The organism is Mangrovibacterium lignilyticum, assembly GCF_010882175.1.
GTDB lineage: Bacteria > Bacteroidota > Bacteroidia > Bacteroidales > Prolixibacteraceae > Mangrovibacterium > Mangrovibacterium lignilyticum.
In genome coordinates, this window is sequence record NZ_WKLH01000001.1 from 1,419,873 (window position 1) to 1,438,592 (window position 18,720).

The following is an 18,720-nucleotide window of genomic DNA, read 5'->3' on the forward strand; positions in this document are numbered from 1 at the left end:
CGCATAAGGCCATTAGGCTGCGTACTATTTACAATGGCGTATCGGTCTTCGTTTTGGAAGGTAGGGACACAACATTCATCAGCGGAAGTTAGTTATAGAAAGTAAAAATAGCTATTTTATTGTAAAATTGTCTTTTCCATTTGTAATATGTTGTTCAGCGCAAAGTTCTTAATATGACATAACCGAAATTACTGAAGACAACTAACTTCAAAAAATTACTTGAAATGGCCATCAAAAAGCTGCTTAACGACGAAATTAAAATGCGGCAGAAAACCAACCTCGTTCAGTCTAAGAAATTCTCCGAAATGATTGAGAACGCCGTCCGGAATTATCAAAACAACCTGATAACATCGGCTGAAGTCATCGAAGAGCTGATTCGCTTGGCTAAAGAAATCAAAGATGCCGACCGTAAAGGGCACGACCTCGGTCTCGACTTCCGCTAATATGCCTTTTACTCAGCACTCGAAGTCAACGACAGTGCCGTAGCGGTACTTGGAGACGAAATCCTGCGCCACATCGCCCGCGAACTGGTCGACACCGTGCGTAAAAACACCAGCATCGACTGGACCGTCCGCGAAAACGTACAGGCCAAAATGCGTATCGCCGTCAAAAAGATCCTGCCCAAACACGGCTACCCGCCCGACATGCAGGCCAAAGCCACCGAAACCGTCCTCGCCCAGGCAAAACTCCTGGACAACGACTTTAATCGGAAGGACTATGACATTTCAATCGGGGTTTATTCGGTAGCTGCTGAACCGGGAGAGTAATAAAAATAAGTAGCATCCATTGCAACATTAGCTATATCATTACAAGGCCATATAGAGACTTTACTTTTTACTATACTTTACCTCTAAGTGGTAGAGGATGATATATTGGGGGCATATCTACTCATTTATCCCTCATTAGCCAAACTATCGCATAAACCGTGCAATTTCAGACTGAATCAGCGCCTTGGTCAGTCTAAAAGAGTGTATTTACAATACGATGTCCACGCATCGACAATGCTATTTTTGCCCTATTGGGGCTATGAAAACATCCGCCAAATCAGTTCCTGCCGGATAACCTTCCAACTGTCTATCAACAAATGCCGCAGTTCCTCGTGCCTTTTCAGCCCATTTATCAGCACAACCTGCATCCGGGAACAGGATCACCTTCCTCAGCCCAAGCGCCTCAATACGGCCTCTATTCAAATTGCTTAATCCGCCTGTTGCCAGTCAGATATAATCCGGTTCTTTAATGGCCATTATTAGGGCTGTTTTTTCGCTTTCAACGATACAAGCAGGCTTTGTATTACCAGCAAGGAGATGTTCGCCAAAAAGGCATTGTTTCAGGTTAAAATCAAGTATATCGCTATGCACCCATGCTATGTGGTTAAAAGGCTCTTTTATGCGCCGTCCGGTAATCGGGTTATAGGCCATTATTTTACCCGTTCGATAGCGTCCCCAATGGTCAATCTGGTAAAATGTAACCGCTTTGGACCATTTAGTTGAACTACCAACACGATAGAGCTTCATCACCCGATCTACATCATTCGCATCAAAATGACTGCATAAAAAGTCGTAGAGATTGCTTTCCTTGAAATTAGTATTGATCGCATGACCTGGAAGAAATGACATCGGCCTCACCTTGGCTTCGACCATCACGAAGTCATTGGATTGGGGCATACCGTTATCTGCAAAATATTCTCTCGGGGGATAGTGGTAACCGCATTTATTTTCTCGGTTACACTTCCCTACGTCGGGGTGAATGTACTGACCGGTCTCGACGTCGATATAACGCGTAAACTGATGCTCCTCACAGCATCGTGGACACGCGTATCGGGAACTTGGATTAGTATACTTCTCAAGTTGGTACTTATAAGTTGAGGTTTTCATTTTTTACTGGATTTAGTCTAAGGTTTTACTTCGTTCGGGGAATATCTAATATCCCAAAAGAAAGAGTCACAAGCGTCACGATTCGCATAACGACATAAACATCAAACAAATAGCTATGTCAACAAAGTAAATAGAGGCGTCATGCGTTATACAAATGCTCCAACCAATTAAAATTACCTTGCCTAACAATGACGCCTCATCGTCACACTTATGACTCCTAAATAGTCTGATTTAAAACAGCTTGACACTAGTGACAGGATGTTCAGACTTTGATTTATTTTTCTCTTCCCTCATGGGCAATATAATAAAGCCACGCATTTCTGATTTTCGTTCGGATCTGAACTCCAACCCTTTCAACTTGCAATAGATCTTCACCCATTTGATAAACTTTTTATCTCCAATGGCTGCGTTGATACCTGACTGATATAGGTACTCTCCCTTGGTTTGGGAAGTAGGATTAAACCTTCCTCCAATAAGGCCTTCTATGCTGTCCTCTATCCAATCAGCAAAAGTTTCGCAAGTTGATCGGATTAGTTCTTTCCGTTCATGGTCCGATTCAGCGGCCTCAACAATACCTTCAGCCAAATATTGCTTCACACATGCTAGCATAAAGCTGTCAAACCTCTCCCATTCAGCAGAATCCCAGTCAACAAAGAAAGTGTGACCAAACTCATCAATCGGCGTATGGTTCGCGGAAAAGTATTTGCCGATATCAACGCAGTACTGTCTTCGTTTGTAAGAACTACTGTTACCACGAATAATCGTATTTGCCGTAATTACAACTAGTGGACTCTTTTCCACTGGCAACCGGTACTCATCTTTTTGCTTACGATTGATGTTAAAACCATTGGTAATTGCACTAAACAGGCCCTCGAACTTAAACCCTTGTTTAATATCGTCAAGCAGCAATATATCGGTACTCTCATCAACACTTGCATAGGCAAATTCGTGCGTTGGATCAAACTTTTTACCATCCCGCTCTACAACGTTCCTGATTTTTCCGATACCTTTCACAACTAAGCTCTTTCCGGTACCCCCTTCGGGTTCATCACTTACATTTTCATCATTTAATATGACCGCCCTGGTGTTTGCCGAAGTCCGGTAATTATGCATCATATACCCGATTAAACCACGCAGATGAATAAATCGATCTTCCTTCGCGTTCGATATTAGTTTACAAAACTTCTCAAACACACTGGTGTCAAACACATGTTTAAAATTACGCGGAACAATCTGACTACTCCATACTAATCGCCCAAACTGTTCATATGGCACAGGATCTAATATTCCACCCTTGGTGACCTCAACAACACCGTTCTGATAAAAGAAATAAGCGGAAGTCTCAGTATCCCTCAGTATCTTAGGCTCAACCGTAGCTAGCGAACTAAGATAAAACACACTAAAAAGATTGTTTTTGGATAAATAAAAGTCCACAGCTTCATTCGACATATTCTTCCTCACAAATCCTAGCACGAAATGTCTGATTTGAATATGATCGACCGTTGAAATCACATTTCCTTCTATTCGAACGAGCTCCAGGTTACTTCCGTTACGAACAGTCCGATACCCGTTAAATTCAAGAAATTCAAAAAACAAACCATCATAGTGCCTAACCTCTCCCTTCTCCGATACAGAACAAAAGGTAAGCATCGGAGCAGCCGAAACTGCTCCGTTAATAGATATTGGATTCATTAGTGCTGCCCTCCCTTTAATTTATTTTCGTGGTAATGACGGATATTCTCTAACTGTGTAACCCACTCCAAGTTATCTAAGGTATTATTCGTCTTATCCAAATCTTTGTGATTGATTTGACCTTTCCCTTCAATTCTTGACAAAAATGTATTCCCCACAGCCCTATGCACATACTCGCTAGTTTTTACTCCCTCCAAATAAGGAGAAAAGACAAGATATCCACCACCATTTTTAGACGGGTTAATAAACTGAGCTTTCTCCCTTTTTGTCGACACAATTCGGCCTGTCATAGATGCAAAATAATCTGACATCCCAGGTATCTCCCGAACAAGATGCCCGATCGGCACTCGATCTCGTCCGGCAAACAACTTAAAGATCTGTGAAAGCGGTGTCGAATTTCGGATAGTTGTTGATTTGATAAATAGGCAGGCGATCATTCCACCAATGCGTAACCTTGCAGCCTTGTCCTTTGCATGACAATAGTCTACCAATAGTAGGTTCCACATCTCCAAGTGACAGCCTTTATTTACTCCCCATTCAACAAACTCTGCCAGTTTAGGGTAGTCCACCATAAAGCGTTTTCCGAGCTCAACAAAAATGCGTATATTGTTTCTCGTATCCTTCGTATCGTTTCGAACAATGTTTGCCTCCGAATGTCTAGCGGGGGCTTCTTTTTTTACAGCCATATCATTAGTTTTTTCGTTCAAATGATTCAGCTGCACTCAGTACATTTTCCTTTTGATACATGATCTTAGCCCCCACCCGAATGGGAGTTAACATACCTTTGGCTTCCCACCTGATCATAGTTAGGTCGGACCGCACACCAAGGATTTTCTTTGCTTCTTTTCTTGATATCAGTTCAGGACTGGTTTCTTTAACCGGCATATATGCCTTGACTGCGGAATAGATCATTTCTTTAAGCTGATCTGGGCTTAACTGAACTACGGTAATGTGGTTGTCCATGAGGTTCAAATTTGATTGTGTTAGTAATTAAAATCAAATGTAAGGGCACCACCTCCGTGTCCAGTGGACAAAAGTTTCACTTCATACCAAGAAGAAGACTAAACAATGATACCAACCTTCACTTTAACGTATGTTCTGACTTTCTCAGCATCGGCTTCTGGGATGAATGGTAAGTATATGCTACAGGTGTCTTTGATCAATTTAGTGTCTTCCTTAGCGATAGGCAACCGATCTATGTTCGAATAATTCTTCCGGGCGTTGCCGGGCGTCCCAAAGTCATAATGCGCTAAAATCACAGTAAAACTTCGATCTACACTTGTAAAGTCGATGGGAATATCAACCCCCGACTCGATGACAAGTCTACAAAACATCGCTTTTTTAGGTGCTGGAATCTTCTGCCAAAAGGCTTTTTCCTTTTTATTAATCTCGATAAGATTCCGTCGCCACAACTCACAAGCTTCGCTTTGATTATCATATTCAAGAATCAATTCCAACTCATCCACCATGAAAAGTCTTACAAAGCCAGATGATACTGTTGCCGAAACAACACCTTCAGTAAGCTGCGACAAATCAACGTCTATATCATCTGACAGACGAGGCACAAACTCCCTTCCTTGTATAGTTATCGGCTTACTAAAAAATTCACGCATCAATTCAATTTCTGGTGCTATTGCTTTAGCAAGTTCTTCTGCATATTCGGGATCCGCACCACCAAAATACCCTGCACCAGTGTCAGGATTGGTAAATACATCCGCTAACTTATCTGGGTCAGTACTCAACAACTGCTTAATCAAGGCGTCTTCCTGCTGGTTTGCAAAATTAACTATACTTGATACGGCTTCCTTCAGATCTCCATATAACCTCATCTTTTCTGTATTCGATGCACAACTCTCGTATGCCTCCATGATCGGCGAGCGACTTTCAGCCTCACAACAGTCTGCAATTAGCCTATAACCTTTAAATTCAGCACTCATACTTTTCATTCCAAAATTTTGCTAACATTTCTGCTTGTTGTTCTTTTGATACCTTTATATATTTCAGGAAAGCGGCCTGTGTTCTGTGACCGGTCATATTCATTATCGTAATCTCGGAAACACCTTCTTTAAAAAGATTACTTGCAAAACTCCTACGAGCAGTATGGCTACTTACAAGCTCCCACTTCTCGTATTTAACTTCCGAATAAACTCCACCGACTGTCTTTCCAACAGTCTCCTTCTGCCTCAAGCTCGCTGCTTTAGCAATGAGCTTCACTTCCCTGTTAAACGGCTGATTCGCTATTGTTTTTGGCAATACCCAGTTATACTTATCAAATATCTCACGCACCACTGGGTGTATCGGAATAACCACGGGATCTTTGGTCTTTGTTTGCTTAAAGTAGATTAAGCCGTTCTTTACGGTCTCCTGTCTTATTTTGCCTAAATCGCTATGCCTACACCCCACCCAGCAAGCAATGACAAACAAGTCTCTGGTTTTTTCAAGATGAGGATGCCGCGATAAATTGGCTCGATAAATCCGGTTAATCTCGGATTCGTTCAGATATACGTTGTCGCTATCCTCCGTCTCCTTCTTAAATTGGAGGTAATCGTCATACCGGTTAACCTTATGAAGTGCTCCAGCCTTACATATAGCTTTTATTGCCTTGACGTGGTCTGCGATAGTGTTTTTCGCAAGCCCCCTCTGTTGCAAAAACGCAATATACCTGTCGTAAAATTGATAATTGATGTGCTGCCAGTCCAAGTCGGGATCGAATTCCCGGAGTCTTTTAAGGACTATATTGTACTTGGCTATCGACTGCTGTTTAATGTTTAGATTGGCAACGTGCCTGGCCGACCAGATGAAGAAGTCGTCAACAACCCTCGTTTCATGCTTCTCCGGATACCTGAACCGATCAACTACGTCCAACAACCACCCCGCTTTTTTCTCAGACGATTGTTCGGCCCAATTATGGATATGCTCTTTAAGCTGCCTCAGCCGACCTACCAAACGATCTTTGCCAGGGAACGTAGTTTTCCTGAACTCTTGCTTTTCCAAGTTCCAATGCCTTAGCTTTACAACCTCCCCGGTCTTGGCAATCTGATCAACATTTGCGTCCTTAAATCGGACGCGGATTGACACGTCGCTTTCCGGGTGACTTAGTTTAGTTCGAACCTTAAAATAGACTTTAGCCATATGGTAGTTAATCTAGTTACCCACTAAATTACGAAATAGGGTGCAACTACTATTCATTTGCACCCTAAAATAGTGAAAAGAATTAAAAAGCAGTGAAGAATAACTTTTTACAAAAACATTTAGAAAGCCTATAAATAGTACATTACATAACCTTTTAGTTAATAATTGTTTTTTATCTTAATTAACTATTTAAGACCTGGCGGGTCAACAGATAAAGCAACTCAATTTGGGTTGCTTTTTTCGTTTTCAAGAGTACAGAGACTGTAAGGCATTCTGCAAAGCAGGGTTCCGGTTATTCTCTTTCCAAACGGCATACAATCCGGTTCGCTGTGTAAGATGATCAAGTGGCACTTGTTTTATCTTCAAATCGTACCCTTCTTTCAGTGAACTCGGCACAATTGCCAATCCGATTCCCTCTTCTACCAATTTAAAAATAGTGAGCGCATTTACTGATTTATGCAAAACTTTGGGTTGAAAATGGTGATCCTCAAAAATGCTCATGATCAAATCGTAGTAAAACGAGCTGTATTCGCTCGAAAAGAGGATGAACTGTTCCTCTTTCAGCTGTTCCAGACTTTCAAAATTGTCACAGTTAATGGCATGGGATTCGGGAAGAATCACGGCAAACGACTCATCGGAGATCTTTAATTTTTGAATCCCAGCCGGAACATTCGGCATGCGCACAAAGCCCAAATCAATTTTGTGATTAAGCAACATCTCCAACTGCTGGCTATTCGACGTTTCTTCCAGTACCGCCTGAATATCCGGGAACTTGTGTTTTAAATCGAGTAATAAATCGGGGATGACCTTTTGAGCGGCCGAACCGATAAAACCAATTCGCAATTCGGCCTCCTTCCCCATCGAAATACTCTCAAGGTGGTGCTGCACCATGTCCAAATGGTTAAAAATGAAATCGACTTCGTGCTTCAAAAATTGCCCTGCCGGAGTCAATTCCACGTGGCGTTTACTCCGTTCAAACAGCTTTACACCGTACAATTCCTCCATCTGTTTAATCTGCCGTGTCAGTCCTGGTTGCGAAATAAACAAGCGCTCAGCAGCTCGCCTAAAACGCAATTCTTCGGCTAAAACCTGAAAATATCTTAAATGGCGAAGCTCAATATGATAACTCATGGTTATTAACAATTGACAAAATTGGTATTTATAATTATCAAATATAAGCTGTAATTTTGAATTACCAAGACCCGAGAATACATACCTATACTCAGCCTCAATCGTATAAATAATCGACTAAAGAATAATAGCAAGATATGTCCCAGGAAGTATTTCATTACGGAGAAGATTTCCTCACAGCCTCAAAAGCACTGGCTTTGAGCTGTGGAGAACTAAAAGGTGAGTTAAGCAAAACTGCCCGTGAAGGAATCAGAAAATGCCAGCAGATTGTAGAAGACATTACAGAATCAGACCAAGCTGTTTATGGCATCAATACGGGCTTTGGCCCACTGTGTACAACGCGTGTTTCGGCTGCCGACACCAAAAAACTGCAGGAGAATATTTTAAAGAGTCATGCGGTAGGAACCGGCGATCCAATCCCGACTTCCATTGCTGCACTCATGCTGGTGCTGAAAGTTCATGCGCTGGCCAAAGGTTTTTCGGGTATTCAGGAAGCCACTATCGACCGCATTATCTGGCATATTGACCAAGCCGCAATTCCCGTTGTTCCCAAACAGGGCTCAGTTGGTGCATCCGGTGATCTGGCGCCGCTTTCACACCTTTTTCTGCCGTTGATTGGCTACGGCAAGCTTGATTACAAAGGAAAAAGAAGAGATGCAGAGACCGTTCTTTCTGAATTGAATCAGGAACCGTTGAAACTGAATGGGAAAGAAGGATTGGCGCTCATAAACGGAACCCAATTTATGGCAGCCCATGCGGTCACTGCCGTGATCAAGATGCAAAACCTGATCGCTTCAGCCGATCTCATTGGAGCGATGATGATTGAAGGGCTCACCGGTTCGGCGCGACCTTTTCTGCCTCAACTGCACAAAATCCGTCCGTTTAAAGGCAACCGCCACACGGCTGAAACAGTCACCAATCTCTTGACAAATTCGGAGGTCGTTCAATCACACGCCGGATGTACCCGTGTTCAGGATCCTTACTCACTACGCTGTATGCCGCAAGTGCACGGAGCTTCGTGGAATGCCTGGCTACACCTAAAGGAAACCGTTGAAATTGAAATCAATTCGGTGACCGACAATCCGATTGTCTTTGACGACGGATCAACCATCAGTGGCGGAAATTTCCACGGGCAGCCCATCGCACTTCCCATGGATTATGCCTGCTTAGCAGCTTCCGAAATCGGGAATATTTCCGACCGCCGCATTTATTTGTCGTTGATGGGAAACTACCCCGGCGTACCGAAACTGCTGCTCAAAGAAACCGGTCTAAACTCCGGATTCATGATTGTTCAGTACACATCGGCTGCTTTAGCCAGCGAAAACAAAAGCTTGTGCTACCCGGCCAGCGCCGACAGTATTCCAACTTCCATGGGGCAAGAAGATCATGTAAGCATGGGCTCCATTAGCGGCCGCAAATTACTGACAGTTATCGACAATGTTGAACGGGTTCTGGGACTGGAGTTGTTTTGCGCAGCCCAGGCGCTGGATTTCCATGCACCACTTCGCCCAACTCCGATTCTTGACGGTCTGCAAAAACACATTCGCAAACAAATTCCTCACATAACCGAGGATGAACTGATCAACGACTATATGCACCACGCCATCAACTTTGTCAAAAATGCCGACCTGGTAAAACTGGCGAAAGAAATTTCAGCCATTTCAGGTGCGCCCTACAGAACAACGCTTAGCAACTTATTTGACGAATTTTAATTTGACGTTGACATGACTTATTTAATTGGTCCACTGACGCAACTCCTGACATTGGAAGACCTTCCTGCCAAAGGCCCCATCGCTGATGACCTTTTGAAACCTTTTCCGAATGGAGGAATTCTGTTTGATGAGCACGGGATTCTGGAAACCGGCGATTTTGAAAAACTTAAAGCCGAAGTCAACGACCGACAAGTACGAACGATTGAGCTAAACGAAGATTTCGTTTGCCTCCCGGGATTGGTAGACAGCCACACCCACATTTGCTTCGGAGGATCGCGTGCACGTGACTATGCCATGCGTACTGCAGGGAAGAGCTATCTTGAAATCGCCGCTGAAGGTGGTGGCATTCTGGACACCGTTGGTCAAACAAGGAAGGCCAGCTTAGAGGAATTGGTCGACGGTATTACAACCCGAATTTCACGGCACCTCTCCGAAGGCGTAACTACCTGCGAGGTAAAAAGTGGCTACGGGCTTTCCGTCGATGAAGAACTGAAAATGTTACGAGCCATTCAGCAGGCCAACACCCGAACCCCTGCCGACCTCATCGCGACCTGTCTGGCAGCACACACAGTGCCTTCCGATTTTGCAGGTACCAAACAAGAATACCTAAGCAAAATAATTGAAAAGCTTTTCCCTGTTATCGTGGAAGAGAAACTAGCTTCCCGAATCGATGCCTTTATCGAACAAGGAGCTTTTCAAGCAGAAGATGTTGTTGATTATTTCACCAAGGCCCAAGAATTGGGTTTCGACATTACGGTACATGCCGATCAATTTACAGCAACAGGGAGTAACGTAGCCGCCCGATACGATGCAATGAGCGCGGATCATCTGGAAGCCAGCACCGATAAAGAAATAGCTTGTTTAGCAGCAGCCAATGTCGCTCCCGTTGTCTTACCCGGAGCTTCTTTAGGCCTGGGATGCAACTACGCGCCGGCGCGAAAACTGCTCAATGCCGGATTGCCCCTGGTCATTGCCAGTGATTGGAATCCCGGCTCAGCACCAATGGGCGATTTACTTTGCCAGGCTGCTATTTTGGGAGCAGCTGAAAAACTGAGTGCTGCGGAGATCTTCGCTGCCATCACTTATCGTGCAGCCCGTGTGCTCGGCCTAAACGACCGCGGTCAACTGGCAAAAGGACAAAAAGCTGATTTCATTCTCTTCCCAACTTCCGACTACCGGGAAATTTTATACCATCAGGGTAAGTTAAAGCCTGCTCATGTTTATAAAAACGGACAAAAAATCAACTAGCATCATGAATTTCAAAGCACAAATATTACAGGGAATCCCCAACCAGCTACCATCACCGAAAACCTACGACACGACAATTAGCCATGCGCCAAAACGAAAGAACATTCTCACTGCTGCCGAGAAGAAACTGAGCATTGAGAACGCACTCCGTTACTTCCCGAAGGAATGGCATGCCGAGCTGGCATCAGAGTTTATGCAGGAGTTGAAAGATTACGGTCGCATTTACATGTACCGTTTTCGCCCCAACTACGACATGTATGCCCGCCCGATAAACGAATACCCCGCACAATTGAACCATGCAGCCTGCATGATGATGATGATCCAAAACAACCTGGATCCAGCTGTCGCACAGCACCCACACGAGTTAATCACTTATGGAGGCAACGGTGCGGTATTTCAAAACTGGGCACAATACCTGCTCACCATGAAATACCTGGCAGAAATGTCCAATGAGCAAACCCTGCATATGTACAGCGGACACCCCATGGGCCTGTTCCCGTCATTCAAATCATCCCCTCGCGTGATCATCAGCAACGGGATGATGATTCCCAACTACTCCAAACCCGACGATTGGGAGAAATTCAACGCACTGGGTGTTACCCAATACGGGCAGATGACTGCCGGATCATGGATGTACATTGGCCCGCAAGGAATTATTCACGGCACAACAATTACCGTGATGAACGCCTTCCGTAAAAAGTTAGGCTTCGATGAAACGCCAAAAGGAAAGATCTTCCTGACAGCCGGACTCGGTGGGATGAGTGGTGCCCAGCCGAAAGCCGGAAACATCGTCGGTTGTATTTCGGTGTGTGCCGAAGTCAATTTCCAGGCAATTAAAAAACGGTATGAACAAGGTTGGGTCGATGAAATTATCGAAAATCTGGATGACTTGGTAATCCGTGTAACCGAAGCCAAAGAAAAGACCGAAACAGTATCAATCGCGTACTGGGGCAATGTGGTGGACGTTTGGGAACATTTCGACAAAGTTGGGTTGTATGTTGAAATCGGATCGGATCAAACTTCGCTACACAATCCTTATTCCGGAGGCTACTACCCGGTTAGCCTGAGCTTTGAAGCGGCTCAGAAAATGATTTCGGAAGATCCGGAACAGTTTAAGATTGAAGTACAAAAGTCCTTACGCCGTCATGCTGCGGCTGTGAATCGACATGCCGCAAAGGGTACTTATTTCTTCGATTATGGCAATGCTTTCTTACTGGAATGCAGCAAAGCCAATGCCGATGTAATGACCGAAGACAAACAGACGTTCCGCTACCCATCATACGTTCAGGACATATTAGGCCCTATGTATTTTGATTATGGCTTTGGCCCCTTCCGCTGGGTGTGCTGCTCTTGCAATCCGACTGATTTAGAATTATCGGATCAGATTGCGCTGGATGTTTTGCGCGAAATGCACCAAAAAGCACCGACGGAAACCCGCATGCAACTCGCCGACAACATCCACTGGATGGAAGAAGCCGGCAAAAATAAAATGGTGGTTGGCTCGCAAGCCCGTATTTTGTATGCCAATTCCGATGCCCGTATTGAAATTGCCCTGCGTTTCAACCAAGCGATTCGCAATAAAAAAATTTCAGCGCCGATTGTACTCGGGCGTGATCACCACGATGTAAGCGGCACCGACTCCCCTTTCCGCGAAACCAGCAATATCTACGATGGCAGCAGCTTTACGGCTGACATGGCTGTTCAAAATGTGATTGGCGATGCCAGTCGCGGAGCAACCTGGGTATCGCTGCACAATGGAGGTGGCGTGGGCTGGGGCGAGGTCATCAACGGTGGTTTCGGCATGGTCCTCGATGGCTCGGACGAAACCGATGAAAAACTAAAAATGATGCTTTTGTTTGATGTCAACAACGGCATTGCCCGACGCTCCTGGGCCAGAAACAAAGAAGCCAACTTCGCTATTCAGGAGGAAATGAAGCAAACACCGGGCTTGAGAGTCACCGTACCCAATTTGGTAGACACCGAAATTTTGGACAAGCTGAACTAAGAAATTGAACAATGACAAATTATATCATCACCCGCCCGGCGAAAATTCTGTCACCGGTTGTGCTAAGTATACCACACAGCGGCACAGGGATACCGGAAGAACTGGCTACTGACTTTAAGCCGGAGATCCTTCCGGCCGACGACACCGATTGGTTTATTGACGACCTGTACGCATTTGGGCGAGAATTGGGCATGCTAACCATCAAAGCAAATATCAGCCGCCTGGTTATCGACCTGAATCGGAATCCGAACGGAGTGCCGCTTTATAACGATGGCCGGGTAATCACCTCCGTCTGCCCCGCCACCGATTTCAACGGAAATTTAATTTACGTGGACGAAAGGCAAGCTGTTTCAGACCAAGAAATCGGACGCCGAAAGGAAAAATACTTCAGCCCCTATTACACCGGCGTACAACAATTGCTGGATGAAGTGCATCAGAAATTTGGCGTCGCGTTGCTTTGGGATTGCCACTCCATTCGTCGCTATGTTCCGGGAATCCGGAACGTAGCATTTCCGGACCTGATATTGGGAACGGCCGATAGCACCACGATTCCAGCCAAACACGAGAAACTGGTTACCCGGAAACTGGCTTCCGGTAATTACCAGCTGAGTTTGAATACACCTTTCAAAGGCGGCAACATTACCCGCACATTCGGCAAGCCGGATTCAAAGCAATATGCGATTCAACTCGAAATGTCGAAGGATGTTTACATGGACGATTCTGAAACACGATATCACCCGGCAAGAGCAGAAAAGATCCAGCAACTGCTTCGTGAAACGCTACAGAAGTTGAGCCAACAACTACTTGACTAAATCCCATTACCGAACCCCAATCACAATCAAATTATGAAACTCTTTCAATTCTCTGCTCTTTTCACCGAAGAGGGCTGGATCAGTCCGGCTTATGTCGGCATCAATACATCCGGTGAAATCACTTATCTCGATCAGGTACAACCAAGCGAACTATTTCCCGATTTCGAGAAAATTGACGGTTACGTACTGCCGGGATTTCAAAATGCGCACTCACATGCCTTTCAGTATGGGATGGCAGGTATGGCCGAAACGCACATGCCGGGAACGGATGATGATTTTTGGAGCTGGCGTGAAGCCATGTACCGGTGCGCTTTATCGTTCAGCCCGGACGACATGAAAAAGGTCGCCGTGCAACTATACCAGCATATGCTGCGGAACGGATACACCGAAGTAGCCGAGTTCCATTACCTGCATCATGACAAGGACGGAAAGCCCTACGCCAACCTGGCCGAAACCGGAACTGCGCTGATTGAGGCAGCAGCTGAAGCCGGAATAAAAATCACCTTGGTACCGGTATTCTATCAACGTGGAAATTTCGGTACTGAATTCTATCCGCAACAACGTCGGTTCATTTCTGCAACGCCCGACGATTATTTCAACCTTTTGGAGAGCAGTAAAAAGGCGGTCGACTACTACGAAAACGCACGATTAGGTTTTGGCGTTCATTCGCTGCGAGCAGTCGATGCGGTAGATATTATTGCCACCGCGACAAAAGGACCAACGGATTTACCCTTCCACATTCATGCGGCCGAACAACTGAAAGAGTTGGAAGACTGTAGAAATCATTTGGGAACCACACCTGTTGATTGGCTACTCAATAATTTGGACTTGAATGAACGATTTCACCTTATTCATTGCACCCATTTGTCTGACAAGGAATTGGAAGGGCTGGCCAGATCGAAAGCGAACGTTGTGCTTTGCCCCGGCACAGAAGGCAACCTCGGAGACGGCATTTTCAGGCTGAAGGAATATCATGAGGCCGGAGGAAACTGGTCCATCGGAACAGACAGCCACATCAGCCTCAATCCGCTCGAAGATTTCCGCTGGATGGACTACGCGCAACGATTGATGAGTCATAAACGGAATACGTTTGCCGACGGCGGAAAAACCTTATTACACCAGGCGCTGGTGAACGGACGAAAAGCAATGGGAGTTGACAACAAAAGCTATTTCAAAATCGGTTCGGCTTTCGACGCCGTTGTGTACAACGCGAAGAACCTGCTTTACCGGCAGGCTGGCCCTGATCATTTACTTCCGGCTATCATTTACAATTCCGATTCCACGAACATACTGGGAACAATTGTGGCCGGGGAATGGATTTTCAGAGATGCTGAATATTGCCCGTCTTGCAAGCAGGCATCCCTCAACTATTAAGTCAGCGAACAGTTCCAGCTAAATAGGGAATTCGAGGCTTCGGCTTCCGTATTGCTCAAATAAGGGTTGAAATTTTTCTGTCCAATTTATTTCCATAACTCATTGCTTAATTGTAGCATGTTGCCTTTTCACCTAAAACCAAGATACTGAAAATACCAACATTTAGCGATTGCACAGCTCGGAAAACAATTGTTATTTTGAATCGTTTTAAATAGAAAAAGATAAAATGATTCAAGGAAGAGGAGAACTTACGATTAATCAAACAATAAACGGGCGGATTTACAAGTGTTCTGAATGCAATAAAATTCACGTGGACTACAAAAATCTGAATTTTAGTTTCACCCAAAAGGAATACAATAATTTCCAGACTTACATTCAGAATCTTGATGGCAAATACTGGATCCGACAAAATGAGGATCATTCGGGCGAACGAAAGATACTCATCCCTATCAATCATCCGAACCTACTCATTGGGTTCAACCTGGAGGAACTTTATGAGTTGAAAGAACTACTGGTCGCCAATTTGTTTCCGCCCAGAAAGTTCAAATTGATTAAGCCGCGAACAGTTGAACTCAACATTTCTAAAAATTAAAAACGGTTGATTTGAATCACCCCGGATCAACTGCTAACATAAACACTACACATGATGAAATCGACATACCCATTTAAAGAAGGACACTGGAATGAAGCCATTGATGTCCGTGACTTTGTTTCCAAAAACATTAGTACCTACTCCGGTGATCACCATTTTCTGGAAGGACCAACCGAAAATACACAAGCACTCTGGGAAATTTGCAAGGCAGCCCTAAAAGAAGAACGGGCAAAAAAAGGCTTATTGGCTGTTGACACCAAGATCGTTTCCACGATTAGCTCCTTTCCTGCCGGATATATCGATAAGGACAAGGAAGTGATTGTTGGTTTGCAAACTGACCAGCTTCTAAAACGGGCGATGAAGCCTTACGGTGGTTTCAAAGTGGTGAGCCGCGCCTTGGCTGAACATGGATACCAACCGGATGCGAATATTGCCGAAACCTTCGAGAAATATGCCAAAACCCATAACGACGGCGTTTTTGATACCTACACATCTGAGATCAGAACTTTCCGTTCACTTGGATTTTTAACCGGCCTTCCGGACAATTACGCTCGCGGACGAATCATTGGAGATTACCGACGGGTTGCACTTTACGGCATCAACCGGTTGATTGAAGGCAAAAAAGAAGACCTCGAAAATATTACCGGTCCGATGACCGACGCGACCATTCGTTTGCGTGAGGAAGTGGCTGAACAGATCAAAGCCTTGTACGACATGATTAAAATGGGTAAGGCTTACGGTTTGGATCTGTCCCGTCCTGCAGAAAACGGACAGGAAGCCGTTCAGTGGACCTATATGGGCTACCTGGCAGCTGTGAAAGAACAAGACGGTGCCGCCATGTCGCTGGGAAGTGTTTCTTCATTCCTCGATATTTTTATTGAACGCGACCTGCAGGCCGGCATCATTACCGAAGATCAGGCGCAGGAATACATCGACCAGTTTGTGATGAAATTGCGCATGGTCCGTCACCTGCGTATGGAAGCTTACGAACAGATTTTTGCGGGTGATCCAACCTGGGTTACCGAATCGATCGGTGGCATGTTAATGGATGGTCGCAGTAAAGTAACCAAAACGGCTTTCCGTTTCCTGAACACCCTTTACAACCTGGGACCGTCACCCGAGCCGAACATTACCATTTTGTGGTCGCAACAATTGCCTGAACCTTTCAAGGCTTATTGCGCCAAAGTATCGATCGACACCTCATCCATTCAATATGAGAACGACGACCTGATGCGAACCACCAGCTGCTCCGATGACTATGGAATCGCTTGTTGCGTATCGTTCCAGGAATTGGGTAAACACATTCAGTTTTTCGGTGCCCGTACCAACCTGGCAAAAACACTGTTGCTGGCCCTTAACAAAGGGAAATGCGAAAATACCGGAACTCAGGTGGTCAATGGAATCCCCGCGATTGCGAGTGACTACCTTGATTACGACGAAGTGATTTCGAATTTCAAAATAGCCATGAAAGAAGTTGCCCGTGTGTACAATGAATCGATGAACATCATTCATTACATGCACGACAAATATTATTACGAGAAAGGACAAATGGCGTTGATTGATACCAATCCGCGTATCAACCTGGCTTATGGTATTGCGGGCTTATCGATTGTGGCCGACTCACTTTCTGCGATCAAACATGCCAAAGTGAAACCTGTTCGGAATGAAGATGGGCTGACCATTGACTTCCAGATTGAAGGAGATTTCCCGAAATACGGAAACGACGATGACCGTGTAGACCATATTGCCCGCGATGTGGTTGCCCACTTCAGCAATGAACTGAAGAAACTACCGGTTTACAAAAACGCCAATCCAACCATGTCGGTGTTAACCATTACATCGAATGTGGTGTATGGTAAGAAAACCGGCGCTACGCCCGACGGACGTGGTAAAGGAGTACCTTTTGCACCGGGAGCAAATCCCATGCACGGACGCGACACGCATGGTGCAATTGCATCGCTGAACTCGGTCGCAAAGATTGACTACAAGGATTCGCAGGATGGTATTTCAAACACCTTCTCGATCGTTCCAAAATCATTGGGAAGAAACGAGGAAGAACGCATTGCCAACCTGGTCGCCACACTCGATGGTTACTTTGGAAAGAATGCGCAACACCTGAATGTGAATGTGCTCGATCGCGAACTGCTGGAAGATGCGATGGCTCATCCGGAGGAATACCCGCAGTTGACAATCCGTGTTTCAGGCTATGCGGTGAACTTTGTCCGTTTGTCGCGCGAACAGCAAATGGAAGTGCTTACCCGCTCTTTCCACGATTCGATGTAATTGAAATTTGAACAATCACGCATAAAATAAACCCGTGTTTCGGACTGAACAGCCGGACACGGGTATCTTTTCCTTAATCAGAACAACCAAAACCAACGATGAGCGATTCCGCCGACATGCTAAACATTCATTCCATCGAGTCCTTTGGCACCCATGATGGCCCCGGCATCCGGCTGGTCGTTTTTCTGCAAGGTTGCAACCTGAAATGCCTCTATTGTCAAAATGCCGATACCATTAAAAACGAAGGTGGACGATTGATTGAAACCGAAGAGCTTGTCAGGCGGGCGGTCAATATGAAAACTTACTTCGGAAAAACAGGAGGAGTCACGGTTTCGGGAGGCGAACCTTTGCTGCAAAGTAAAAAGCTCATTCCACTTTTCGAAAAGCTTCGGCAGGAAGGCATTCATACCAATATCGACACGAACGCAACGGTTTCGAATGTTTATTCACAACAGTTAATCAGTGAGCTGTCCGATTTGGTCATGTTCGACATGAAAAATACAACCAGCGACGGTTTTGAAAAACTAACAGGCCGCGATGGCTTGCAAACCGCTTTGGACTTAATCGCCTTGCGGGAGAAAAGTCAAAAGCCCTACTGGCTGCGCTATGTGCTAATCCCGGGCTACACGGATCATCCGGATCAGCTGAATTGGCTGGGAAAGAAGTTAGGAACAAATACCTGGCTGGAACGGGTGGAATTGCTGCCCTATCACAAACTCGGGGAATATAAATGGGAAGCTTTAGGCGAAAAGTACCAACTAACCGATGTGTCTGAAAATACACCCGAACAGATTCAACAGGCGCACGAAATTCTGAAGAAATACTTTAAGCTGGTCATCGCTAAATAAACCGAAACACTAACATC

At 45.1% G+C, this 18,720-nt stretch carries 15 protein-coding genes and 1 pseudogene; 9 read left to right on the plus strand and 7 right to left on the minus strand.

The features are described from left to right. Nucleotides 1-191: 191 nt before the first annotated feature. Nucleotides 192-767 (plus strand): annotated as a pseudogene (locus GJV22_RS22230) (DUF3387 domain-containing protein). Between the two features lie 447 nt (nucleotides 768-1,214). Here the strand turns inward: GJV22_RS22230 and GJV22_RS05780 are convergent. The 7 genes from GJV22_RS05780 to GJV22_RS05810 all read right to left on the minus strand — a co-directional run bounded on the left by GJV22_RS05780 (nucleotide 1,215) and on the right by GJV22_RS05810 (nucleotide 7,829). Further along, nucleotides 1,215-1,874 carry a DUF6371 domain-containing protein gene (locus GJV22_RS05780; protein ID WP_163709988.1) on the minus strand — a complete coding sequence of 220 codons (660 nt, stop codon included), beginning with the start codon at nucleotides 1,872-1,874 and terminating at the stop codon, nucleotides 1,215-1,217. A 231-nt stretch (nucleotides 1,875-2,105) separates the two neighbouring features. Continuing rightward, on the minus strand, nucleotides 2,106-3,566 hold the full coding sequence (locus GJV22_RS05785) for a hypothetical protein (protein WP_163709991.1): 1,461 nt from the start codon (nucleotides 3,564-3,566) through the stop codon (nucleotides 2,106-2,108). Further along, nucleotides 3,566-4,252 carry an HNH endonuclease signature motif containing protein gene (locus tag GJV22_RS22125; RefSeq protein WP_205461753.1) on the minus strand — a complete coding sequence of 229 codons (687 nt, stop codon included), beginning with the start codon at nucleotides 4,250-4,252 and terminating at the stop codon, nucleotides 3,566-3,568. The genes GJV22_RS05785 and GJV22_RS22125 overlap by 1 nt, the downstream gene beginning before the upstream one ends. Before the next feature lie 4 nt (nucleotides 4,253-4,256). Beyond that, nucleotides 4,257-4,529 carry a hypothetical protein gene (locus tag GJV22_RS05795; RefSeq protein ID WP_163709994.1) on the minus strand — a complete coding sequence of 91 codons (273 nt, stop codon included), beginning with the start codon at nucleotides 4,527-4,529 and terminating at the stop codon, nucleotides 4,257-4,259. 98 nt (nucleotides 4,530-4,627) lie between these two features. Next, the gene (locus tag GJV22_RS05800) at nucleotides 4,628-5,512 is read right to left on the minus strand and encodes a hypothetical protein (RefSeq protein WP_163709998.1); all 885 of its coding nucleotides are present in this window, start codon (nucleotides 5,510-5,512) and stop codon (nucleotides 4,628-4,630) included. Then, nucleotides 5,493-6,698 (minus strand): site-specific integrase, encoded by a 1,206-nt coding sequence (locus tag GJV22_RS05805; protein WP_163710001.1) that lies wholly within the window; start codon nucleotides 6,696-6,698, stop codon nucleotides 5,493-5,495. The genes GJV22_RS05800 and GJV22_RS05805 overlap by 20 nt, the downstream gene beginning before the upstream one ends. A gap of 246 nt (nucleotides 6,699-6,944) precedes the next feature. Beyond that, nucleotides 6,945-7,829: a LysR family transcriptional regulator gene (locus GJV22_RS05810; RefSeq protein ID WP_163710004.1), complete on the minus strand. Its 885-nt coding sequence runs from the start codon at nucleotides 7,827-7,829 to the stop codon at nucleotides 6,945-6,947. Between the two features lie 137 nt (nucleotides 7,830-7,966). Here GJV22_RS05810 and hutH point away from each other — a divergent pair, with 137 nt between their 5' ends. The 8 genes from hutH to pflA all read left to right on the plus strand — a co-directional run bounded on the left by hutH (nucleotide 7,967) and on the right by pflA (nucleotide 18,703). After that, the gene (hutH, locus tag GJV22_RS05815) at nucleotides 7,967-9,541 is read left to right on the plus strand and encodes a histidine ammonia-lyase (RefSeq protein ID WP_163710007.1); all 1,575 of its coding nucleotides are present in this window, start codon (nucleotides 7,967-7,969) and stop codon (nucleotides 9,539-9,541) included. A 12-nt stretch (nucleotides 9,542-9,553) separates the two neighbouring features. Continuing rightward, the gene (gene hutI / locus GJV22_RS05820) at nucleotides 9,554-10,789 is read left to right on the plus strand and encodes an imidazolonepropionase (protein WP_163710010.1); all 1,236 of its coding nucleotides are present in this window, start codon (nucleotides 9,554-9,556) and stop codon (nucleotides 10,787-10,789) included. 4 nt (nucleotides 10,790-10,793) lie between these two features. Next, entirely contained in the window at nucleotides 10,794-12,794 is a 2,001-nt protein-coding gene (locus tag GJV22_RS05825) for a urocanate hydratase (RefSeq protein WP_163710013.1), read from the plus strand. Between the two features lie 11 nt (nucleotides 12,795-12,805). Next, complete coding sequence (locus tag GJV22_RS05830) at nucleotides 12,806-13,606, plus strand: N-formylglutamate amidohydrolase (RefSeq protein ID WP_163710015.1); 801 nt, start codon at nucleotides 12,806-12,808, stop codon at nucleotides 13,604-13,606. Between the two features lie 33 nt (nucleotides 13,607-13,639). Next, entirely contained in the window at nucleotides 13,640-14,980 is a 1,341-nt protein-coding gene (gene hutF / locus GJV22_RS05835) for a formimidoylglutamate deiminase (protein WP_163710017.1), read from the plus strand. 226 nt (nucleotides 14,981-15,206) lie between these two features. After that, nucleotides 15,207-15,572, plus strand: a complete 366-nt coding sequence (locus GJV22_RS05840; RefSeq protein ID WP_163710019.1) for a DUF6686 family protein — start codon at nucleotides 15,207-15,209, stop codon at nucleotides 15,570-15,572. A 51-nt stretch (nucleotides 15,573-15,623) separates the two neighbouring features. Continuing rightward, nucleotides 15,624-17,855 carry a formate C-acetyltransferase gene (pflB, locus tag GJV22_RS05845; protein WP_394367538.1) on the plus strand — a complete coding sequence of 744 codons (2,232 nt, stop codon included), beginning with the start codon at nucleotides 15,624-15,626 and terminating at the stop codon, nucleotides 17,853-17,855. Between the two features lie 98 nt (nucleotides 17,856-17,953). Further along, nucleotides 17,954-18,703, plus strand: a complete 750-nt coding sequence (pflA, locus tag GJV22_RS05850; RefSeq protein WP_205461754.1) for a pyruvate formate-lyase-activating protein — start codon at nucleotides 17,954-17,956, stop codon at nucleotides 18,701-18,703. Nucleotides 18,704-18,720: the final 17 nt, after the last annotated feature.

Bases quoted from the DNA above. Each gene is read 5' to 3' on its own strand.
- GJV22_RS05780 (WP_163709988.1), bottom strand. From the start codon at position 1,874: ATGAAAACCTCAACTTATAAGTACCAACTTGAGAAGTATACTAATCCA.
- GJV22_RS05785 (WP_163709991.1), bottom strand. From the start codon at position 3,566: ATGAATCCAATATCTATTAACGGAGCAGTTTCGGCTGCTCCGATGCTT.
- GJV22_RS22125 (WP_205461753.1), bottom strand. From the start codon at position 4,252: ATGGCTGTAAAAAAAGAAGCCCCCGCTAGACATTCGGAGGCAAACATT.
- GJV22_RS05795 (WP_163709994.1), bottom strand. From the start codon at position 4,529: ATGGACAACCACATTACCGTAGTTCAGTTAAGCCCAGATCAGCTTAAA.
- GJV22_RS05800 (WP_163709998.1), bottom strand. From the start codon at position 5,512: ATGAAAAGTATGAGTGCTGAATTTAAAGGTTATAGGCTAATTGCAGAC.
- GJV22_RS05805 (WP_163710001.1), bottom strand. From the start codon at position 6,698: ATGGCTAAAGTCTATTTTAAGGTTCGAACTAAACTAAGTCACCCGGAA.
- GJV22_RS05810 (WP_163710004.1), bottom strand. From the start codon at position 7,829: ATGAGTTATCATATTGAGCTTCGCCATTTAAGATATTTTCAGGTTTTA.
- hutH (WP_163710007.1), top strand. From the start codon at position 7,967: ATGTCCCAGGAAGTATTTCATTACGGAGAAGATTTCCTCACAGCCTCA.
- hutI (WP_163710010.1), top strand. From the start codon at position 9,554: ATGACTTATTTAATTGGTCCACTGACGCAACTCCTGACATTGGAAGAC.
- GJV22_RS05825 (WP_163710013.1), top strand. From the start codon at position 10,794: ATGAATTTCAAAGCACAAATATTACAGGGAATCCCCAACCAGCTACCA.
- GJV22_RS05830 (WP_163710015.1), top strand. From the start codon at position 12,806: ATGACAAATTATATCATCACCCGCCCGGCGAAAATTCTGTCACCGGTT.
- hutF (WP_163710017.1), top strand. From the start codon at position 13,640: ATGAAACTCTTTCAATTCTCTGCTCTTTTCACCGAAGAGGGCTGGATC.
- GJV22_RS05840 (WP_163710019.1), top strand. From the start codon at position 15,207: ATGATTCAAGGAAGAGGAGAACTTACGATTAATCAAACAATAAACGGG.
- pflB (WP_394367538.1), top strand. From the start codon at position 15,624: ATGATGAAATCGACATACCCATTTAAAGAAGGACACTGGAATGAAGCC.
- pflA (WP_205461754.1), top strand. From the start codon at position 17,954: ATGAGCGATTCCGCCGACATGCTAAACATTCATTCCATCGAGTCCTTT.